The sequence below is a fragment of the Marinomonas piezotolerans genome, assembly GCF_003362755.1.
Classification (GTDB): Bacteria; Pseudomonadota; Gammaproteobacteria; order Pseudomonadales; family Marinomonadaceae; genus Marinomonas; species Marinomonas piezotolerans.
The window spans coordinates 1-14,758 of record NZ_QKRA01000004.1 but is presented as its reverse complement, the minus strand read 5'-3'; the positions used below and the strand labels follow the sequence as shown (position 1 = coordinate 14,758).

The window sequence follows — 14,758 nt, the reverse complement described above, 5'->3', positions numbered from 1 at the left end:
TTTAAAACCAGAAATACATCACCTGAACTAAACATAGCAAACAGCGCAATCACAAAACGCTTTTTTTGATGTCTTCAGAGATAGTCTCAATTAAACCATCTTTTTGATTCATGTAAATGGATTTATACTTTGAAAAATAATCTGAATTATCGCTATTTAACCTATCCAGCAACTTATTTTTAAAAACCTCATAAGAGGAGTCAGTAACTAAAACATCCTCTCCTGAATTATCATAATCAAAGACTTCAAACTGATGATCATTATAATAAAAAAAGGTCGCAGGAACACCCAATCCAATTGATTCAAAACATAAAGTTGAAAAATATCCAATAACTAACTTAGATCTAATTACTCGGTCATATGATGCACCCTCTGAATCCTGTTCTATAGATGAGTTCTCCAGTTCATTGAAGATAGAATCATAAATCTTAATACGCCCTCTCTGAGATCTCTTATCAGGTCTAGTTCTATATACAAGCTTTAAGTTTGGGAATTCCTGAGAAAAGCGTATGAAATTTTTCAAAATTTTCATATATGACTCATTAGTGGAATAAATATAGTCTGATTTATCTGAATACTGTTCAACTAACAATACATCATATTCTTTGATGGTTTTTTTATTAAGATAATTAGCATTTTTAATGCTACCGCAACTAACTATTCTAGCAAACTGATTGACCTTACTATCATATAAAGACTTTTGATGCTCCCCATAACAATATATTATATCAGCTCCCTTATACTGCAAAAGACGGCTATCCCTTAGAGAAGACTGAATCAATATATATTTAATTCCAAACTTTTTAAACATAAAATAATTTAAAAGCGACGCAGACAAATCGTTTGCAGTCACATAAACCTTTACTCTTATATCCTTTGCAAGCCCATGAGATTTAAAAAAAACATTCATAAACCTTGCAAGCACATAAAAAAGATTAACTTTATAAAGTCGACTCAAAACATAACACTGCCTTAAAACTTTAAGGTTAAAGCAAACATTAAAAAGTAATTTAAGAACCAGAACCTTATCTATATATTGCGCCACATATTCTTTATCACCAACTCTTTCCTTTTTAGAGAAGGAATTTAAATGAAATATAGATTTCAGACCTAAAAGAGAAACCAAATCTTTATAGTACTCTTCATACACCTTTACTTTATAATCATCATTCCAAATATTGAACGCAACATCATGAAAACTTTTATTCTTACGATTGAATTTAAAAAGTAGCCTTATAGGTACAAAAAACAAAACTAAGAAAGAAAGAAAGAAAGAGCGAGAAACCTTATCACTTTTACTTTCGAACAAGATAAAATTGTAAAAAAAGCCATAAACTGCATCTTTTTCCAAATTTGTTTTTTCTGAAATACAATCCATAAAGCCAGAATCTTTAAGATTTTCTAAAGAACTTTCAATCATAAACTAAAACCATCATCAACCACTATATTTTGAGCAGTAATATATCTTGATTGTTCAGAAAGTAAAAACATAACACCACCTAATACTTCCTTAACAGATAGCATCCCTTTACCATTTGTCTTTTCCTTATATGCGTTCAAAAATATCTCAGGCTGTCCGTCATAAATCCCACCAGGACTCACACTATTTATTCGAAAATCACTATTTTTAACATAAGAAACAATATACTTATTCAGATGCAAAATGGCAGCCTTTATTGCTGCATATTCTACCGGCATCGTCATTGACGTATTAGAATATATATCAAAATCAGGGGCAACCACACCATAAATAGATGATATATTAACAAGTGAAAAAGGTTCACCTTTTCTAATGAAATAGGCGGCTGCCTGTTGAGAAAATAAAAATGCGCTTCCTAGATGCAATGATAGGTTTTCATTAAAACTATTTAAACTAACATCCAAAAAATGCTTTCCATATTCTTTATTTCTTGGATAAGTAGCATTAACAGCACCATTAAAGTCATGATTAAAAAAAATGTTCTCAACACTACTTTCATCTGTGATATCAAGCTCTATTAACTCTATATCTTTGGAATTAACATTCACCCCCTTGGAGAGAAGACACTCTTTCAACCCCGCAACATTCAAGTCAGCAGCTATAACGCTAGCTCCTTGCTCAAGGACCTCTGAGACTAAGTTCGCCCCTAATAACCCTCCAGCTCCAGCAATTAAAATTTTCTTATTTTCTAACAGCTTTTCCATCATTTTCACTCTTCAAAATAGCTTCAGCAAGCATAAAGTCGTATATATCATCAATATCTACAGCTCGTTCCTTAGGCACTTCGACACCACTTACTTTTCCACTAAACAAACTGTCACTACCTAGCACAAAATCTGGGGCGGCCACATATACTACCGTCGTAATATCGAAGACTTCAGGGGCGTCTTGACGTCTAAAAACCCCTTCTTCGAGACTATTAACAAGTGTGACTGATCCATTGGCTAGTTTCTTTACCATATTAAAATAGGGACTTCTATTTGCAGGAGTGATAGAGACACATATATCAGCATCACTAGCTATCCTCTGATAGATAGCTTTCTCGACATCCTCTACACTTCTTAAAGGACTGGTTGTGGGTAGACTAACAAAGCCTTCAAAATTACCGTAATGTTCACACACCCACTCAACGGCATGGCGCCATGATAACCACTCTGGACTGGTGTCTGACGCTAGCTCTTCAGGTCTCTCAATTACTATCGCGCCATTTTCTCGCGCCACACTAGCGATCGTACGATCATCTGTCGAAACAAATATCATGTCTATCGACGGACATGCTTTGGCTGTTTCAATTGAATATTGTATTAAAGGCTTATCTAGTAGACGCTTAACATTTTTCCCAGGTAGCCCTTTAGAGCCTCCTCGAGCAAAAACAAAGGCATGATTTCGCATACTCTAGTAAACCTCAGTTTGATTGATATTGGTTATACGATGATTTAATATTTTCAATTAGTATTATGATTTGATGAGCTTCATTTATATCAACACACGAATAACATTTCCCCTCTATCTTATTAATAAAATCTTCCAACATGTAAAGATACATTTGATTTTTATCCCAGCTTGGATTTTCGTAAAGCATAGTCTCTGATTCAGAGTCTATTAATTTAAGACTATTTCCAATTAGATCCCACTCTAAGACCCCTGCTGACCCAACGAATCGACATTTACGATATGCTTTGCGCTGAAGCATATCCATATGAATATTAATTACAGTCTCAGCGTCATTTTTAAATATAATATCAACACAATCCTCAACATCTAAACTGAGTTCTTCACTACGCCTTAAAATAGCATGCTCTAAATTCAACGAGCCCAATAACCATTGAGCATAATCTAGTTCATGACTGAGTTCTAACAAGGCTCCGCCTCCCAAATTTTCTTGTGCAGAGACGCTATCACGGTAATCTATATTTGGCCGCCAATCTGGGAGATATTGACCTGTTTCAATGTAAGCGTTATATATCTTTCCAATCAGGCATTTATCTAAAGCATTTTTGACATAGTTTGCAGAAGGCAGATAGCGTAGACAGTAACCTACCGCTACAGGTGCACTATGCGTTAAAGATACATCTATTATTCTTTGACTCTCCGAAGAACTCATTGAGATCGGCTTTTCTATTAACGTGGGTATTCTAGCGTTAAGAAGTGGAATAGCATGCTGAACATGAAGAGAGGCGGGAGATGCAATCACAACTAACTCTGTATTAGCTAAAATAATTTCTTCTATAGATGTAACTATTTCATCACAATTCGATACAAGCTCATCTGGCACCCTACCACTGGCAGACATAGCCAATAACTTACAATCTGGGAATAGGTGTTTAAGGTTGCTACGATGTCTTTTAGCGATATTACCAAGACCAATAACTGCAACTGTTTGCATAAATTACTCCATTCCCAAAGTGTGAATATCGACTTGCGCTCTTTTAAAGTCATCCATTCGACCAATATCTAACCAGTATTCATGAATAGGAAACATCAGTATATTTTGACGATCCCTCATGTGCTTCTCTAAAAGAGAAGGCATATCAATCCTCTCATTTTTCTCAACTGAGTTTACGACTCTTGGTGATAATACATATATTCCAGCATTAACAAAGAAACGATGAACAGGCTTCTCCACCATACTAGTAATTCTATTACCTTCACCATTAATCACACCATAAGGAATTTGATAGTCATATTCACGTACACACATCGTGGCATCAGCATTATTCTCTTCATGAAACTTGAGCAAGCGCTCAAAATTAACCGTTGTTAGTACGTCACCATTAATCATGATTAGAGGGAGGTTTTGTGGGATATTATCTGGAAGCAGTCCAAGTGCCCCACCAGTCCCTAGAGGGGACTCTTCATGCACATAAAAAATACTAACTCCAAGCTCTTCACCACCTTTAAAGTGTTCATGAATTTGCTCTGGCATATAATGAGTTGAAATATAGAAATTATTAAAACCTGATGCTATAAAACTCTTAATAACCGTCTCCAATATCGGCTTATCGCCAACCTTAAGCATAGGCTTTGGGCAGTTGTCTGTTAAAGGCTTCAGTCGTGTTCCAAAACCACCAGCCATTATAAAGACAGGGTTTTGATAGCGTTTCTTACTTAAGGCGCTATGGAGTGTTTCAAGTCCTGTTACCACACCATCTTGCCCAACAATAGGAACTGATAGAGCTTGGTGTTTCTCCATTAAAGCAACTAGCTGATCTTTCGTCGCACTGTCAGAAGCGATAATAGGGCTAGTATTCATAATTTTACTAACAGGCTCTTCTAAAGACAGTCCATCTAATAAGGCTCGACGTATATCACCATCGGTAATAATTCCCAGTAATTTCCGGTCTGGAGTCACCACTAAGGCCACTCGCAAAGCTTCGCTGTCAATAATCCTAAGCGCCTTTTTAATACTACTAGACCCACTTATTAATGCTTTTTGCCAACTATGACTCATCTCTATAATCCATGCTCTTGTTGCTTAAGAGTACCTTTAGCAGGATAAAAAATACTACAAGGCTTTAATGTTTTTGTAACTATAGCGCCAGCCCCTATTACTGATGTATTCCCAACCTTCATATTCTGAGTCAACACAGAACTTGCACCTATATAAACATCTTGTTCTGTTTCAACTTGACCACAAAGCGTAGCCTTAGGAGCGATATGGTTATAGCAGCCTACCTTACAATCATGTTCTACAAGCGCACCTGTATTTACAATACTATGAGACCCTATAATTGCACCAGTATGCACGATAGCCATGGGAAGAACCTGGACTCCCTCTTCAATTAGAGCCGACGGTGACACATATGCACTGTCGGCAATCACAGATTCGAATTGGTAACCCAATTGTAGATAACGTTCATTCACTTTTTTTCTCAATGTACACTTTGGTAACATACCAATACCGTTAACTAATTTTACTTGGCCTTTATCAAATGTGAACACATCACTATCTTCTTTGAGATGTACCATTCCTTTAAATATAGCCCGCTCATGAATTGCCTCTGGGCTTATAACGGCAACAATTTCTCTATTTTGCATGAGCAGTATTTCGGCAAGTACCGCAGCGTGGCCACCACCACCGATCAAAACAATCGGTTGTTTACATGACCTATTCACGGATCAAGTCTCCAGCCTTATAGTTTTGGCTCGACACAGTACCGATATAGTCCCAGTATAGATAAGGAGACACTCCTGATCCCGGGCGCTTGATCGTTAAGTTTGCTTCTGTCATCAGTTCGCCAATTGTTATATCTTTGGCGGCCACCAAGCTTTTTCTTGCGACAAGTTTATTAGTCACTTCAGATACTGTTGGCTTCTTAACTCGAGACCCTAGCGCTTGTTCTACCTGACGTATTGCGGCTACCATTGCTTTTAACTCCTGCGGCTCAAGCGATGCTTTATGGTCAGGTCCTTCCATATTTTTATCTAACGTAAAGTGTTTCTCAATCAATACCGCACCGCGAGCCACAGCAGCTACTGGTATTGTGATTCCTTCACTATGATCCGAGTAACCTGCCAATAAGCCAAATGCCTGTCCCAAGGTATCCATAGCTCGGAGGTTAATTTCTTTCATCGGCGCAGGGTATTCAGTAGTACAGTGAAGAATCGTCACTTTTTCTTTCAGGACCTTTTGTCCTATGTCAGAAACATAGGCTTCTTGGAAAGCTTGCAAAGAAGGGCGTGTTGATCCATTCGCAGTATAACCAAATGCTATTATGCCCAGAGCAGCCTCAATCTCTGACAATGAAGCCATGCCGGTTGAAACGATCAAATCGCAACCAGTGCGGGCATGAGCCAAGACTAAAGGCGCATTAGTTAGCTCTCCCGATGGTAGCTTTAATCGCTTGAGAGCCAAGTCGTTTACTAAGAAATCAAGGCTTTCAAGATCGAAAGCTGTCGACAAAAATTCAATTCCTTGAGAGTTACAATAATTCACCAGCTCATGATGAGCTTTATAAGGCAGCTCTAGCCGACTAAGCATTGCAAACTGCGACTCTTCTCTCTTGGTATTAGCTATTTGATATTCTGCTTGTTTTGCATCTTCTGTTACTAAGTTTTTGGCTTTAAATGTCTGAAACTTTACGATATCAGCTCCAGCCTCTTTAGCTGCGTCAATCAAGGCAAATGCAAGCTTTTCATCGCCGTTATGATTAACTCCAGCCTCAGCAATTACTACTGTCATAACTACTACCTAACATCGAAAAACTGTTTGTATGGGGCGAATATCATATTTTTAATCATATCTATTATCTGACCACTTGCGTCACCAGAACCATATGGATTAAGAATAATCTCATCCTTCTCCTTGTATGCCCTAGAGACAGCACACTCTATGGCTGAAGCGATACTTTCTACCCTAGGCTCTGCATCAATAACGCTTCGAGCAGAGAGACGACCTTTTTGACGCATACCTATATTCACGGTTGGCACGTCAAAAGAAGGCACTTCAATAATACCGCTTGATGAGTTACCTATCACCGCAGAGGCATGTTTTACAGCACTGAGGTAACGGACTTGCCCAAGAGAAGGAATAGCCAGTATACGCTTAGATCGAAGAGCAGCATAAGCTTCCAGCAGTGGGATAATTCGACGCCCTCCATCATCTGCATTCGGATAAGTCAAAATCACTTGATAGTCTGGAAAGGCATCTAGTGCATCCAGCATAGCTTGGAAACTTTGTTCTGGAGGCTCCTCACCTAATGTAACTGGATGATAGGTGACTACAAAATAAGAAGGGCTAAGAGGAAAATTTAAAGAGTCACTCAACTCAGTTATACTCATAAACGAGGCGCGAGACAAATGATCCAGACCAACAGCACCGACATTCTTAACTCTATCCGGTGATTCACCAAGCTGAATAACGCGATCACGATACTCTTCAGTCGACGTACAATGCAAATAACTTAGCTTGGTTATCGCATGACGAATTGCATCATCATAAGCGCCTTCGGTGATCTCTCCCCCATGCAAGTGAACAACAGGAATGCGCAGAATCATGGCAGTTTGAGCAACGGCAAGCGCCTCAAAACGATCCCCCAAAATCACCAAAACATCCGGCGTTAAACGAGCAAGCGCATCAGTAAAGCCGATTACTCCAAGCCCTATACTTTTAGCGGTGCCGACCGCTGAATCTGATGACAAGAGCATTTCAACTTTCTCGTCTATTACAAAGCCATCATCTTCTATCTGTTTGTAGGTCTCACCGAATTCTGGGGAAAGATGCGTCCCTGACACAAGTAGCTGCAATATTAGACTTGGATCAGCCTGAATATCTTTCAACAACCAATACAGCAAACCATACTCGGCTCTGGTTCCAGTAAACACGGCAATTTTTCTCATATCACTTAACCTCAACTGGCGAGCTTGGCAAGTTCACTAGATGCTCTTCAATAAACTCTGAAAAGCTAAGATCTGCTCGAATCGCATTCTCAAACATAGGCAAGCGGTGCATCAGTTTCCAAATAGGGCGTGTCATCACACCGGCAGCATTGGTTTCTTTTAATAATCTCTCACGACTTTCTTGATCTGGGCAGATAACTGCATTAAGCCAGTAGTTCGATTGCGCATAATTTGGCTCACTGAAAAACTGATACTCAGAGCCTGAAAAAAAGCGACGATAGTGCTCTGCTAAACACCTCTTTTGTTGAAGATAGTTGTCTAGAACTTCCATCTGAGCACACCCGAGAGCAGCGTTAATATTTGGCATACGATAGTTAAAACCTGGCTCATCATGAAAAAACTCATAAGCATGAGGAACCTTGGCCGTAGTTGTCACGTGCTTGGCACGCCCCCCTTTATCAGACAACTGACACAACACCATACCACCGCCTCCAGTGGTAATGATTTTGTTCCCATTAAAACTCAAAGCACCAAAATCACCGATCGTACCTGTATGCTTGTCTTTATAAAACGAACCCAAGCTCTCAGCCGCGTCTTCAACCAGTGCAATGCTCCATTTCTGACAAATGGCTAATAGCTCATCTAACTCTATCGGATGACCAAAAGTATGCATCGGCACCACAGCTTGGATTCGCTTACCGGTAGGTTTATGTATACAGCCGGTCTCTGTCACTTCTGCTTGATCACTCAAAAATGCCTCTACGGCTTTTGGGCACAGACCTAAACTTACGGGGGACACATCCACAAAAACAGGCTCAGCGCCCATGTGGTACAACGCGTTACATGTAGCAACAAACGTTAGTGCCTGAGTAATAACCAAGTCACCTTGTCGTACTCCAGCCATATATAATGCCGTGTGTAGCGCTGCCGTACCATTGACCGTCGCAACCGCTTTCGCTGTACCTGTGTAGGCTTCGATTTTATGCTCGAAGTCATCTACAAATTTGCCTACACTTGAAACAAAGGTAGTATCCAGTGTTTCCATTACATAGGATTTCTCATTGCCTTGAAATGTAGGTACGTGCAGAGGTATAAACTCGTTCGTTTGATAAGTATCTCTAATAAACTTAACGATCGAAGGGGATTTCATAAGTCAGACTACCTACATTTTACCATCAAGATATTTGCCAGTTTCTTTGTGTCCAAAACCAGGAATCATCTTAAAAAATAGCTCGACGAGTTGCTCCTTTGACCAACTACGAGCCGCTTTCATCTCTAAAATGCTACTTTCAAACAAAGAAAGTAACGCTTGATCATACTCAGGTGTATTTTTAATAACGCCAAGATTTTCAAAACGAGACATATCAAGAACCTCGTTTTCGGTAAAGAACTCTTCGAAATCCTTCTCCCCAGTTGTATCGCTGCCAGTAAACAGGCACGGCCACTGACCTTTTTCAGGAAGAGTATGAACTAACTCACGAGCTTCATCCTCTGACGAACATAAATACGGTTGATAACCGCGCTGCTTGAGGTAATTAACGGCAATATCTGAAAAGGAGATTAGGTGCAGGGCTTCACTTAATTTAGGGAAAAAAATGTCACGATTTTCACCAAAGATACAAGACATAAGACACAACTCACCTGACTCTTGCGGTGTCACAAAATAGCGTTTGATATCATTCGGAGCAACGATTGGCTGACGCTTTTGGATACGCTGGTTAAATCCATGTAGCAGTGAACCATCAGAAAAAGCAACGTTAGCAAAGCGCGCGGTAGATATGTCGACAAACTCACTTTTGCGCATTAAAAACATCTCCATGATGCGTTTTGATGCGCCCATCATATTTACTGGATTCGCAGCTTTGTCCGTTGAGACACAGAAATACTTTTTAGCACCAACATCAATCGCCTGCTGGATGGTCTTTTCGGTGTTAAAGACATTTACATCAATCATACGCATTAATGTAAAAGGGTCTTTTTCACTACGGACGTGTTTCAGCGCTGATAGGTTCAGTACGTAGTCATAGCCACCATCTGCTGCTATAAAAGCATCGTATTCTATTGAGCCGATGTCCAGCGCGAATGTTTGAAAGTCACCTTCAATGTAGCCAAACGAACTGCGAATATCACGCACCAGCTCCACCATGTTGTTCTCACTAATGTCAACAACATGCAACTTCTTAGGGTTACGTTTGAAAATTTCTTTTGTGACAGCTTGACCGATTGAGCCTGCACCACCTAAAACTAGAAATTTAGACGCTGAGACGATCTGCGATAGTTTCCCTTCATTTTCGCTGATATCAGCACTAAACAGAGCTCTATCTCTGCCGATTAAGCTTAAAATATCACTCATAATATCTCTCTAATCATTCCCAAATAAATCACGTGTGTAGACCTTTCCGCTCACATCGCCAAGCTCTTCTGCTAAGCGGTTTGCGACGATTACATCTGCGATCTGTTTAAATTCTGCTAGGTCTTTAACCACGCGGGAGTGGAAAAACTCGGCTTGCTCTAGCACTGGCTCATAGATCACAACTTCAATTCCTTTGGCTTTGATACGCTTCATAATGCCTTGGATGGCCGAGGCACGAAAGTTATCACTACCCGTTTTCATTACTAAACGATAAATACCGACGACTTTAGGAGTACGCTTGATGACTGAGTCGGCAATAAAATCCTTGCGCGTTGAGTTAGAGTCAACAATCGCTCTGATCAAGTTATTCGGTACATCTCGGTAATTGGCCAGTAACTGCTTAGTATCTTTTGGTAAGCAGTAGCCGCCGTAACCAAAACTGGGATTGTTGTAATGGTTGCCAATGCGTGGATCCAGAGAGACACCATCAATGATTTGCTTAGTATCTAAACCATGCGACTCACAGTAGGTATCGAGTTCATTAAAGTAAGCCACTCGTAACGCTAGATAAGTATTTGAGAACAGCTTCACCGCTTCAGCTTCGGTGCTGTCAATCAATAGCACTTCAATATTTTGTTTGACTGCACCCTGCTTAAGCAAATCAGCAAACTGTTGGGCGCGCTCAGTGCGCTCACCGACTATAATACGGGAAGGATATAAATTATCGTAGAGAGCTTTTCCTTCACGCAAAAACTCCGGAGAGAAGATGATATTATCGCAGTTAAACTTCTCTTTAACGCTCTTGGTATAGCCCACTGGAACCGTCGATTTAATCACCATCACGGCATCTGGGTTGATCATATTAACGTCTTGAATCACTGCTTCTACACTTTTTGTGTTAAAGTAGTTGGTTTCAGTATCATAGTCCGTTGGCGTAGCGATGATGACAAAGTCTGCACCTCGGTAGGCTTGCTGCTTATCTAAAGTGGCAGTGAAGTTAAGCGCTTTATTCGCTAGAAAATCTTCAATTTCAGCATCAGCTATCGGTGACTGTTTGTTATTCAGCAATTCGACTTTTTCTGGCACGATATCGACCGCGACTACATCATTGTGCTGTGCTAGCAGCATGGCATTAGAAAGACCGACATAGCCTGTACCAGCAATGGCTATTTTAAGTTGTTGTTGGCTCATTTACCCGATTCCTTAAGCTTTGCCTGAAAAATCTTATACCATTCTACAAACTTCACCATACCTTCTTGTATCGTCGTGGCGGGTTTGTATCCTACGGCAGCCTCTAGTTGGGCTGTATCTGCGTAGGTTTTTGGCACATCTCCTGGCTGCATATCCATGTAGATTTTCTTGGCTGACTTACCACAAGCAGTTTCAATCGCTTCGATAAACTCGGACAGTTGAATGGGTTGATTATTGCCAATATTGTAAATCGAGTAAGGCGCAGTAGTGCCTTGGCTCTGTTGCGCTTGCGGCAGGACATCTTGAATGCGAACAACTCCTTCGACAATGTCATCAATGTAGGTGAAATCACGCATCATTTTGCCATGGTTAAATACCTTGATGGGCTTGTCGTTAAGAATTGCTTCAGTAAATAACCAAGGTGCCATGTCAGGGCGGCCACCCGGGCCATACACAGTAAAGAAACGTAGCCCTGTTGTAGGGATATCGTATAAATGAGAATACGAATGTGCCATCAGCTCATTAGATTTCTTGGTCGCAGCATACAGTGACACCGGGTGATCTACCGTATCAGATTCGCTAAATGGGATCTTGGTGTTCATACCGTACACAGAACTGGACGAGGCGTATACCAAATGCTCTACTTTGTTGTGACGGCAGCCTTCAAGAATCGTTATCATCCCGACTAAATTGCTGTCCACATATTCGAATGGCGCCTCTAACGAGTAACGCACGCCTGCTTGAGCAGCCAAATGGATCACTCGCTGAAATTGCTCTTCTTTAAATAGAGTCGCCATACCGTCACGATCAGATAAATCCATTTTTACAAACCTAAAACTTTCATGTGGTAGCAGTTTCTCAAGGCGATGCTGTTTTAACGCGGGTAAGTAATAAGCATTAAGGCTATCCAGCCCGACCACTTCATGCCCTGCATTTAACAAACGTTCACAGACGTGCATACCAATAAATCCGGCTGAGCCAGTCACTAAATATTTCATATACTTTGATCGTTCCGCTGAGTCATATTTTGATGATTTGTTTGTTGCACTTCCTTCCTGAGCATTTCTATCTCCGCAGTAAGCTCTTCGTGTTCTTGTATCTTTCTCTCTAAAAACCGCTTCGTTAGGGCGGCCTTTTCTTCGATGCCCTTTAAGGTCAACAAATACCAATACCCGCTTTTATCTGCGTTATTCTTGAAATTTTCAGCTTTGACAAGACCTTTTTCGATCAGGGCTTTGAGACAAAAATTAGCTTTACCGAGGCTTATACCAAGGCGCCTCGCAAGCTCACGCTGACTCACGTGTGGATCTGCTTCTAGCTCTTTTAGAATTTTGTAGCGGTACTCTTCTGTCAGCATTGTGCGTTGCCGTAAGGTGTTGTGTAAGCTGCAGCAACAGCGAAAAATCCTAACAATATACAGTGTGTTTGTGACAGAGAGATGTAAGACGCAGGCAAGCAAACATCATGAGATGAAAACTCGATGTGTGGGAGTCGAGGTGCTGTTGAAATAGCCACGTGCTAGATCCTTGCCGAGGGCATGCGTTCAAGAGATGAACAATGATAATGCAGAGCGTTAGTTTGTGTAAACACAATATGGAAGAAAAGTGGTCATAATTTGAGTCAACAAATGGTAAATATTCCCATTTGTGGATGTTAGCGTTGTATAAATGGTAGGCAGGCGCCGTCAGTTTAGGGGGTTTCGGAATAATCCCAACTTACAAACGAAGAGGAGTAATAAGGATGTATGAAATTAAACACCATGGAGCGGTGAATGGCGTTACGGGGTCGTGCCATGAGTTGATCCTCGATGCACAAAACAGTGTGTTAATCGATATTGGGATGTTTCAGGGAGCTGAAACATCAGGATCGGGAGCTGGAGCAGCAAAATTGGCCATTGAGTTTGATGTGTCGACAGTGCGGGCATTGGTGATTACCCATGTGCATATTGATCATGTTGGACGGTTGCCGTATCTGCTGGCGGCAGGGTTTGATGGACCGATTTTTTGCAGTGTGCCGAGTGCGAAGTTGTTGCCGTTGGTGATTGAAGATGCGTTGAAAGTTGGGGTGACGCGGAATCGCAGCATTATTGATGCGTGTTTGGCACGGTTGGTACAGCAGATTGTGCTGCTTGAGTATGGTGATTGGCATAAGGTTGAGTTGGTTGAGTCGAGACAAAGGTTGCAAGTGATGTTGAGCCCAGCGGGGCATATTTTGGGGTCCGCATATGTGACGTACCGGGTAGAGGACGCAGGTGATTGTCGGAATGAATTCCGATCGACAGATCAGCGTTGGGTTGTGGTGTTTTCGGGTGATTTGGGAGCGCCTTACGCGCCGTTGCTGACAGCACCATTACCGCCAGTAAGAGCAGATCAGTTGGTGTTGGAGAGTACGTATGGTGATCGCAACCATGAAGATCGGGCGCACCGTCGTGAGCGTTTGCAAGCCTCTATGGAACGGGCGTTGGCGGATGGTGGCGTGGTACTGGTTCCAGCATTTTCAATTGGAAGGACTCAGGAGTTGTTGTATGAGATTGAGTCGATTATTCACGCCCAGAAGCCCCCTTCTCGTCAAGATAAGACAATTAGCCATACCAGTCGTGGTCGAGCAGTACATTGGTCGGATTTAGATATTGTCGTTGATTCGCCGTTGGCGAGTAAGTTTACGACCGTCTATCGCGAGTTAAAGCCGTATTGGGATAAGGAAGCAACAACAGTGCTGAAAAGCGACAGGCATCCGTTGAGTTTTGAGCAATTAACGACGATTAACAGCCATGAGGAACATATTCAAACAGTGGCGTATTTAGCAAAGCAGTCACGCCCTGCGATCGTCATTGCGGCGTCGGGCATGTGTGCAGGCGGGCGGATTGTAAATTATCTCAAAGCGTTATTGGGGGATCATCGTAATGATGTGGTGTTTGTCGGCTATCAGGCTCAGGGTACACCTGGAAGTGAGATTTTAACCTATCACGAACGGCCCAATGGTTATGTAACACTCGATGGCGAGCGATATGAAATCAATGCCAAAGTTTGGCAGATTGGCGGGTATTCAGCTCATGCGGGGCAACGCGATTTGGTGTCGTTTATAACAGGGATGGAGAAAAGGCCTAAGCAAGTTAAGTTAGTGCATGGGGATGATAAAGCCAAAAAGATGTTGCAGAGGGTATTGCAGGAAGCGGTACCAGAGAGTGACGTGGTAATTGGTTAAATATGGTAATTTCAAAATGAATTGCGACAAGAAATTTGTCGAGCTGAAACCCGACCCACAGGAGTGTACAGCGACATTATAGTTTGATATGAAAATGACGCTTTAGATGGCCTGAGTAAAGTAAAGTTTGATATTTTTTAACTCTACCTTACCCACTCCCCTTGACATTAAAGTTTGATATTTTTATACCC

General features: G+C 41.2%; 14 protein-coding genes. 1 reads left to right on the top strand and 13 read right to left on the bottom strand.

Features of this window, described 5'->3' with window-relative positions; translation table 11 throughout:
- Positions 1-49: 49 nt before the first annotated feature.
- Genes DN730_RS10315 through DN730_RS10255 form a run of 13 tightly spaced genes read right to left on the bottom strand, consistent with a single transcriptional unit; the run spans position 50 to position 12,720 of the window.
- Positions 50-1,420: a hypothetical protein gene (locus tag DN730_RS10315; protein ID WP_115468059.1), complete on the bottom strand. Its 1,371-nt coding sequence runs from the start codon at positions 1,418-1,420 to the stop codon at positions 50-52.
- A complete protein-coding gene (locus DN730_RS10310; RefSeq protein ID WP_211313866.1) occupies positions 1,417-2,187 on the bottom strand; it encodes an oxidoreductase in 771 nt (256 codons plus the stop codon). The genes DN730_RS10315 and DN730_RS10310 overlap by 4 nt, the downstream gene beginning before the upstream one ends.
- Positions 2,162-2,872: an acylneuraminate cytidylyltransferase family protein gene (locus DN730_RS10305; RefSeq protein WP_115468057.1), complete on the bottom strand. Its 711-nt coding sequence runs from the start codon at positions 2,870-2,872 to the stop codon at positions 2,162-2,164. The genes DN730_RS10310 and DN730_RS10305 overlap by 26 nt, the downstream gene beginning before the upstream one ends.
- 13 nt (positions 2,873-2,885) lie before the next feature.
- The gene (locus DN730_RS10300) at positions 2,886-3,866 is read right to left on the bottom strand and encodes a Gfo/Idh/MocA family protein (RefSeq protein ID WP_115468056.1); all 981 of its coding nucleotides are present in this window, start codon (positions 3,864-3,866) and stop codon (positions 2,886-2,888) included.
- Between the two features lie 3 nt (positions 3,867-3,869).
- Positions 3,870-4,931, bottom strand: coding sequence for a nucleotidyltransferase family protein (locus tag DN730_RS10295; protein WP_115468055.1), 1,062 nt, complete (start codon positions 4,929-4,931; stop codon positions 3,870-3,872).
- Between the two features lie 2 nt (positions 4,932-4,933).
- Entirely contained in the window at positions 4,934-5,596 is a 663-nt protein-coding gene (locus DN730_RS10290; protein ID WP_115468054.1) for an acetyltransferase, read from the bottom strand.
- A complete protein-coding gene (neuB, locus tag DN730_RS10285; RefSeq protein WP_115468053.1) occupies positions 5,589-6,662 on the bottom strand; it encodes an N-acetylneuraminate synthase in 1,074 nt (357 codons plus the stop codon). Before neuB ends, DN730_RS10290 begins: the two co-directional genes overlap by 8 nt.
- Positions 6,663-6,667: 5 nt before the next feature.
- Positions 6,668-7,819 carry a UDP-N-acetylglucosamine 2-epimerase gene (gene neuC / locus DN730_RS10280; protein WP_115468052.1) on the bottom strand — a complete coding sequence of 384 codons (1,152 nt, stop codon included), beginning with the start codon at positions 7,817-7,819 and terminating at the stop codon, positions 6,668-6,670.
- A gap of 1 nt (position 7,820) precedes the next feature.
- Positions 7,821-8,969, bottom strand: a complete 1,149-nt coding sequence (locus DN730_RS10275; protein WP_115468051.1) for a LegC family aminotransferase — start codon at positions 8,967-8,969, stop codon at positions 7,821-7,823.
- Between the two features lie 12 nt (positions 8,970-8,981).
- Complete coding sequence (locus DN730_RS10270; protein WP_115468050.1) at positions 8,982-10,172, bottom strand: UDP-N-acetylglucosamine 4,6-dehydratase; 1,191 nt, start codon at positions 10,170-10,172, stop codon at positions 8,982-8,984.
- A gap of 9 nt (positions 10,173-10,181) precedes the next feature.
- Complete coding sequence (locus DN730_RS10265) at positions 10,182-11,363, bottom strand: nucleotide sugar dehydrogenase (protein WP_115468049.1); 1,182 nt, start codon at positions 11,361-11,363, stop codon at positions 10,182-10,184.
- Positions 11,360-12,361 carry an NAD-dependent epimerase gene (locus DN730_RS10260; RefSeq protein WP_115468048.1) on the bottom strand — a complete coding sequence of 334 codons (1,002 nt, stop codon included), beginning with the start codon at positions 12,359-12,361 and terminating at the stop codon, positions 11,360-11,362. Before DN730_RS10260 ends, DN730_RS10265 begins: the two co-directional genes overlap by 4 nt.
- Positions 12,358-12,720, bottom strand: coding sequence for a MarR family EPS-associated transcriptional regulator (locus DN730_RS10255; protein WP_115468047.1), 363 nt, complete (start codon positions 12,718-12,720; stop codon positions 12,358-12,360). The genes DN730_RS10260 and DN730_RS10255 overlap by 4 nt, the downstream gene beginning before the upstream one ends.
- Before the next feature lie 383 nt (positions 12,721-13,103).
- On the opposite strand from DN730_RS10255, the gene DN730_RS10250 reads away from it, so the two are divergent.
- A complete protein-coding gene (locus DN730_RS10250) occupies positions 13,104-14,567 on the top strand; it encodes an MBL fold metallo-hydrolase (RefSeq protein ID WP_115468046.1) in 1,464 nt (487 codons plus the stop codon).
- Positions 14,568-14,758: the final 191 nt, after the last annotated feature.

Excerpts from the sequence above, each read along its gene's own strand:
- neuB (WP_115468053.1), bottom strand. The coding sequence starts at position 6,662 with ATGACAGTAGTAATTGCTGAGGCTGGAGTTAATCATAACGGCGATGAA.
- DN730_RS10265 (WP_115468049.1), bottom strand. The coding sequence starts at position 11,363 with ATGAGCCAACAACAACTTAAAATAGCCATTGCTGGTACAGGCTATGTC.
- DN730_RS10300 (WP_115468056.1), bottom strand. The coding sequence starts at position 3,866 with ATGCAAACAGTTGCAGTTATTGGTCTTGGTAATATCGCTAAAAGACAT.
- DN730_RS10305 (WP_115468057.1), bottom strand. The coding sequence starts at position 2,872 with ATGCGAAATCATGCCTTTGTTTTTGCTCGAGGAGGCTCTAAAGGGCTA.
- DN730_RS10255 (WP_115468047.1), bottom strand. The coding sequence starts at position 12,720 with ATGCTGACAGAAGAGTACCGCTACAAAATTCTAAAAGAGCTAGAAGCA.
- neuC (WP_115468052.1), bottom strand. The coding sequence starts at position 7,819 with ATGAGAAAAATTGCCGTGTTTACTGGAACCAGAGCCGAGTATGGTTTG.
- DN730_RS10260 (WP_115468048.1), bottom strand. The coding sequence starts at position 12,361 with ATGAAATATTTAGTGACTGGCTCAGCCGGATTTATTGGTATGCACGTC.
- DN730_RS10315 (WP_115468059.1), bottom strand. The coding sequence starts at position 1,420 with ATGATTGAAAGTTCTTTAGAAAATCTTAAAGATTCTGGCTTTATGGAT.
- DN730_RS10275 (WP_115468051.1), bottom strand. The coding sequence starts at position 8,969 with ATGAAATCCCCTTCGATCGTTAAGTTTATTAGAGATACTTATCAAACG.
- DN730_RS10250 (WP_115468046.1), top strand. The coding sequence starts at position 13,104 with ATGTATGAAATTAAACACCATGGAGCGGTGAATGGCGTTACGGGGTCG.
- DN730_RS10295 (WP_115468055.1), bottom strand. The coding sequence starts at position 4,931 with ATGAGTCATAGTTGGCAAAAAGCATTAATAAGTGGGTCTAGTAGTATT.
- DN730_RS10270 (WP_115468050.1), bottom strand. The coding sequence starts at position 10,172 with ATGAGTGATATTTTAAGCTTAATCGGCAGAGATAGAGCTCTGTTTAGT.
- DN730_RS10310 (WP_211313866.1), bottom strand. The coding sequence starts at position 2,187 with ATGATGGAAAAGCTGTTAGAAAATAAGAAAATTTTAATTGCTGGAGCT.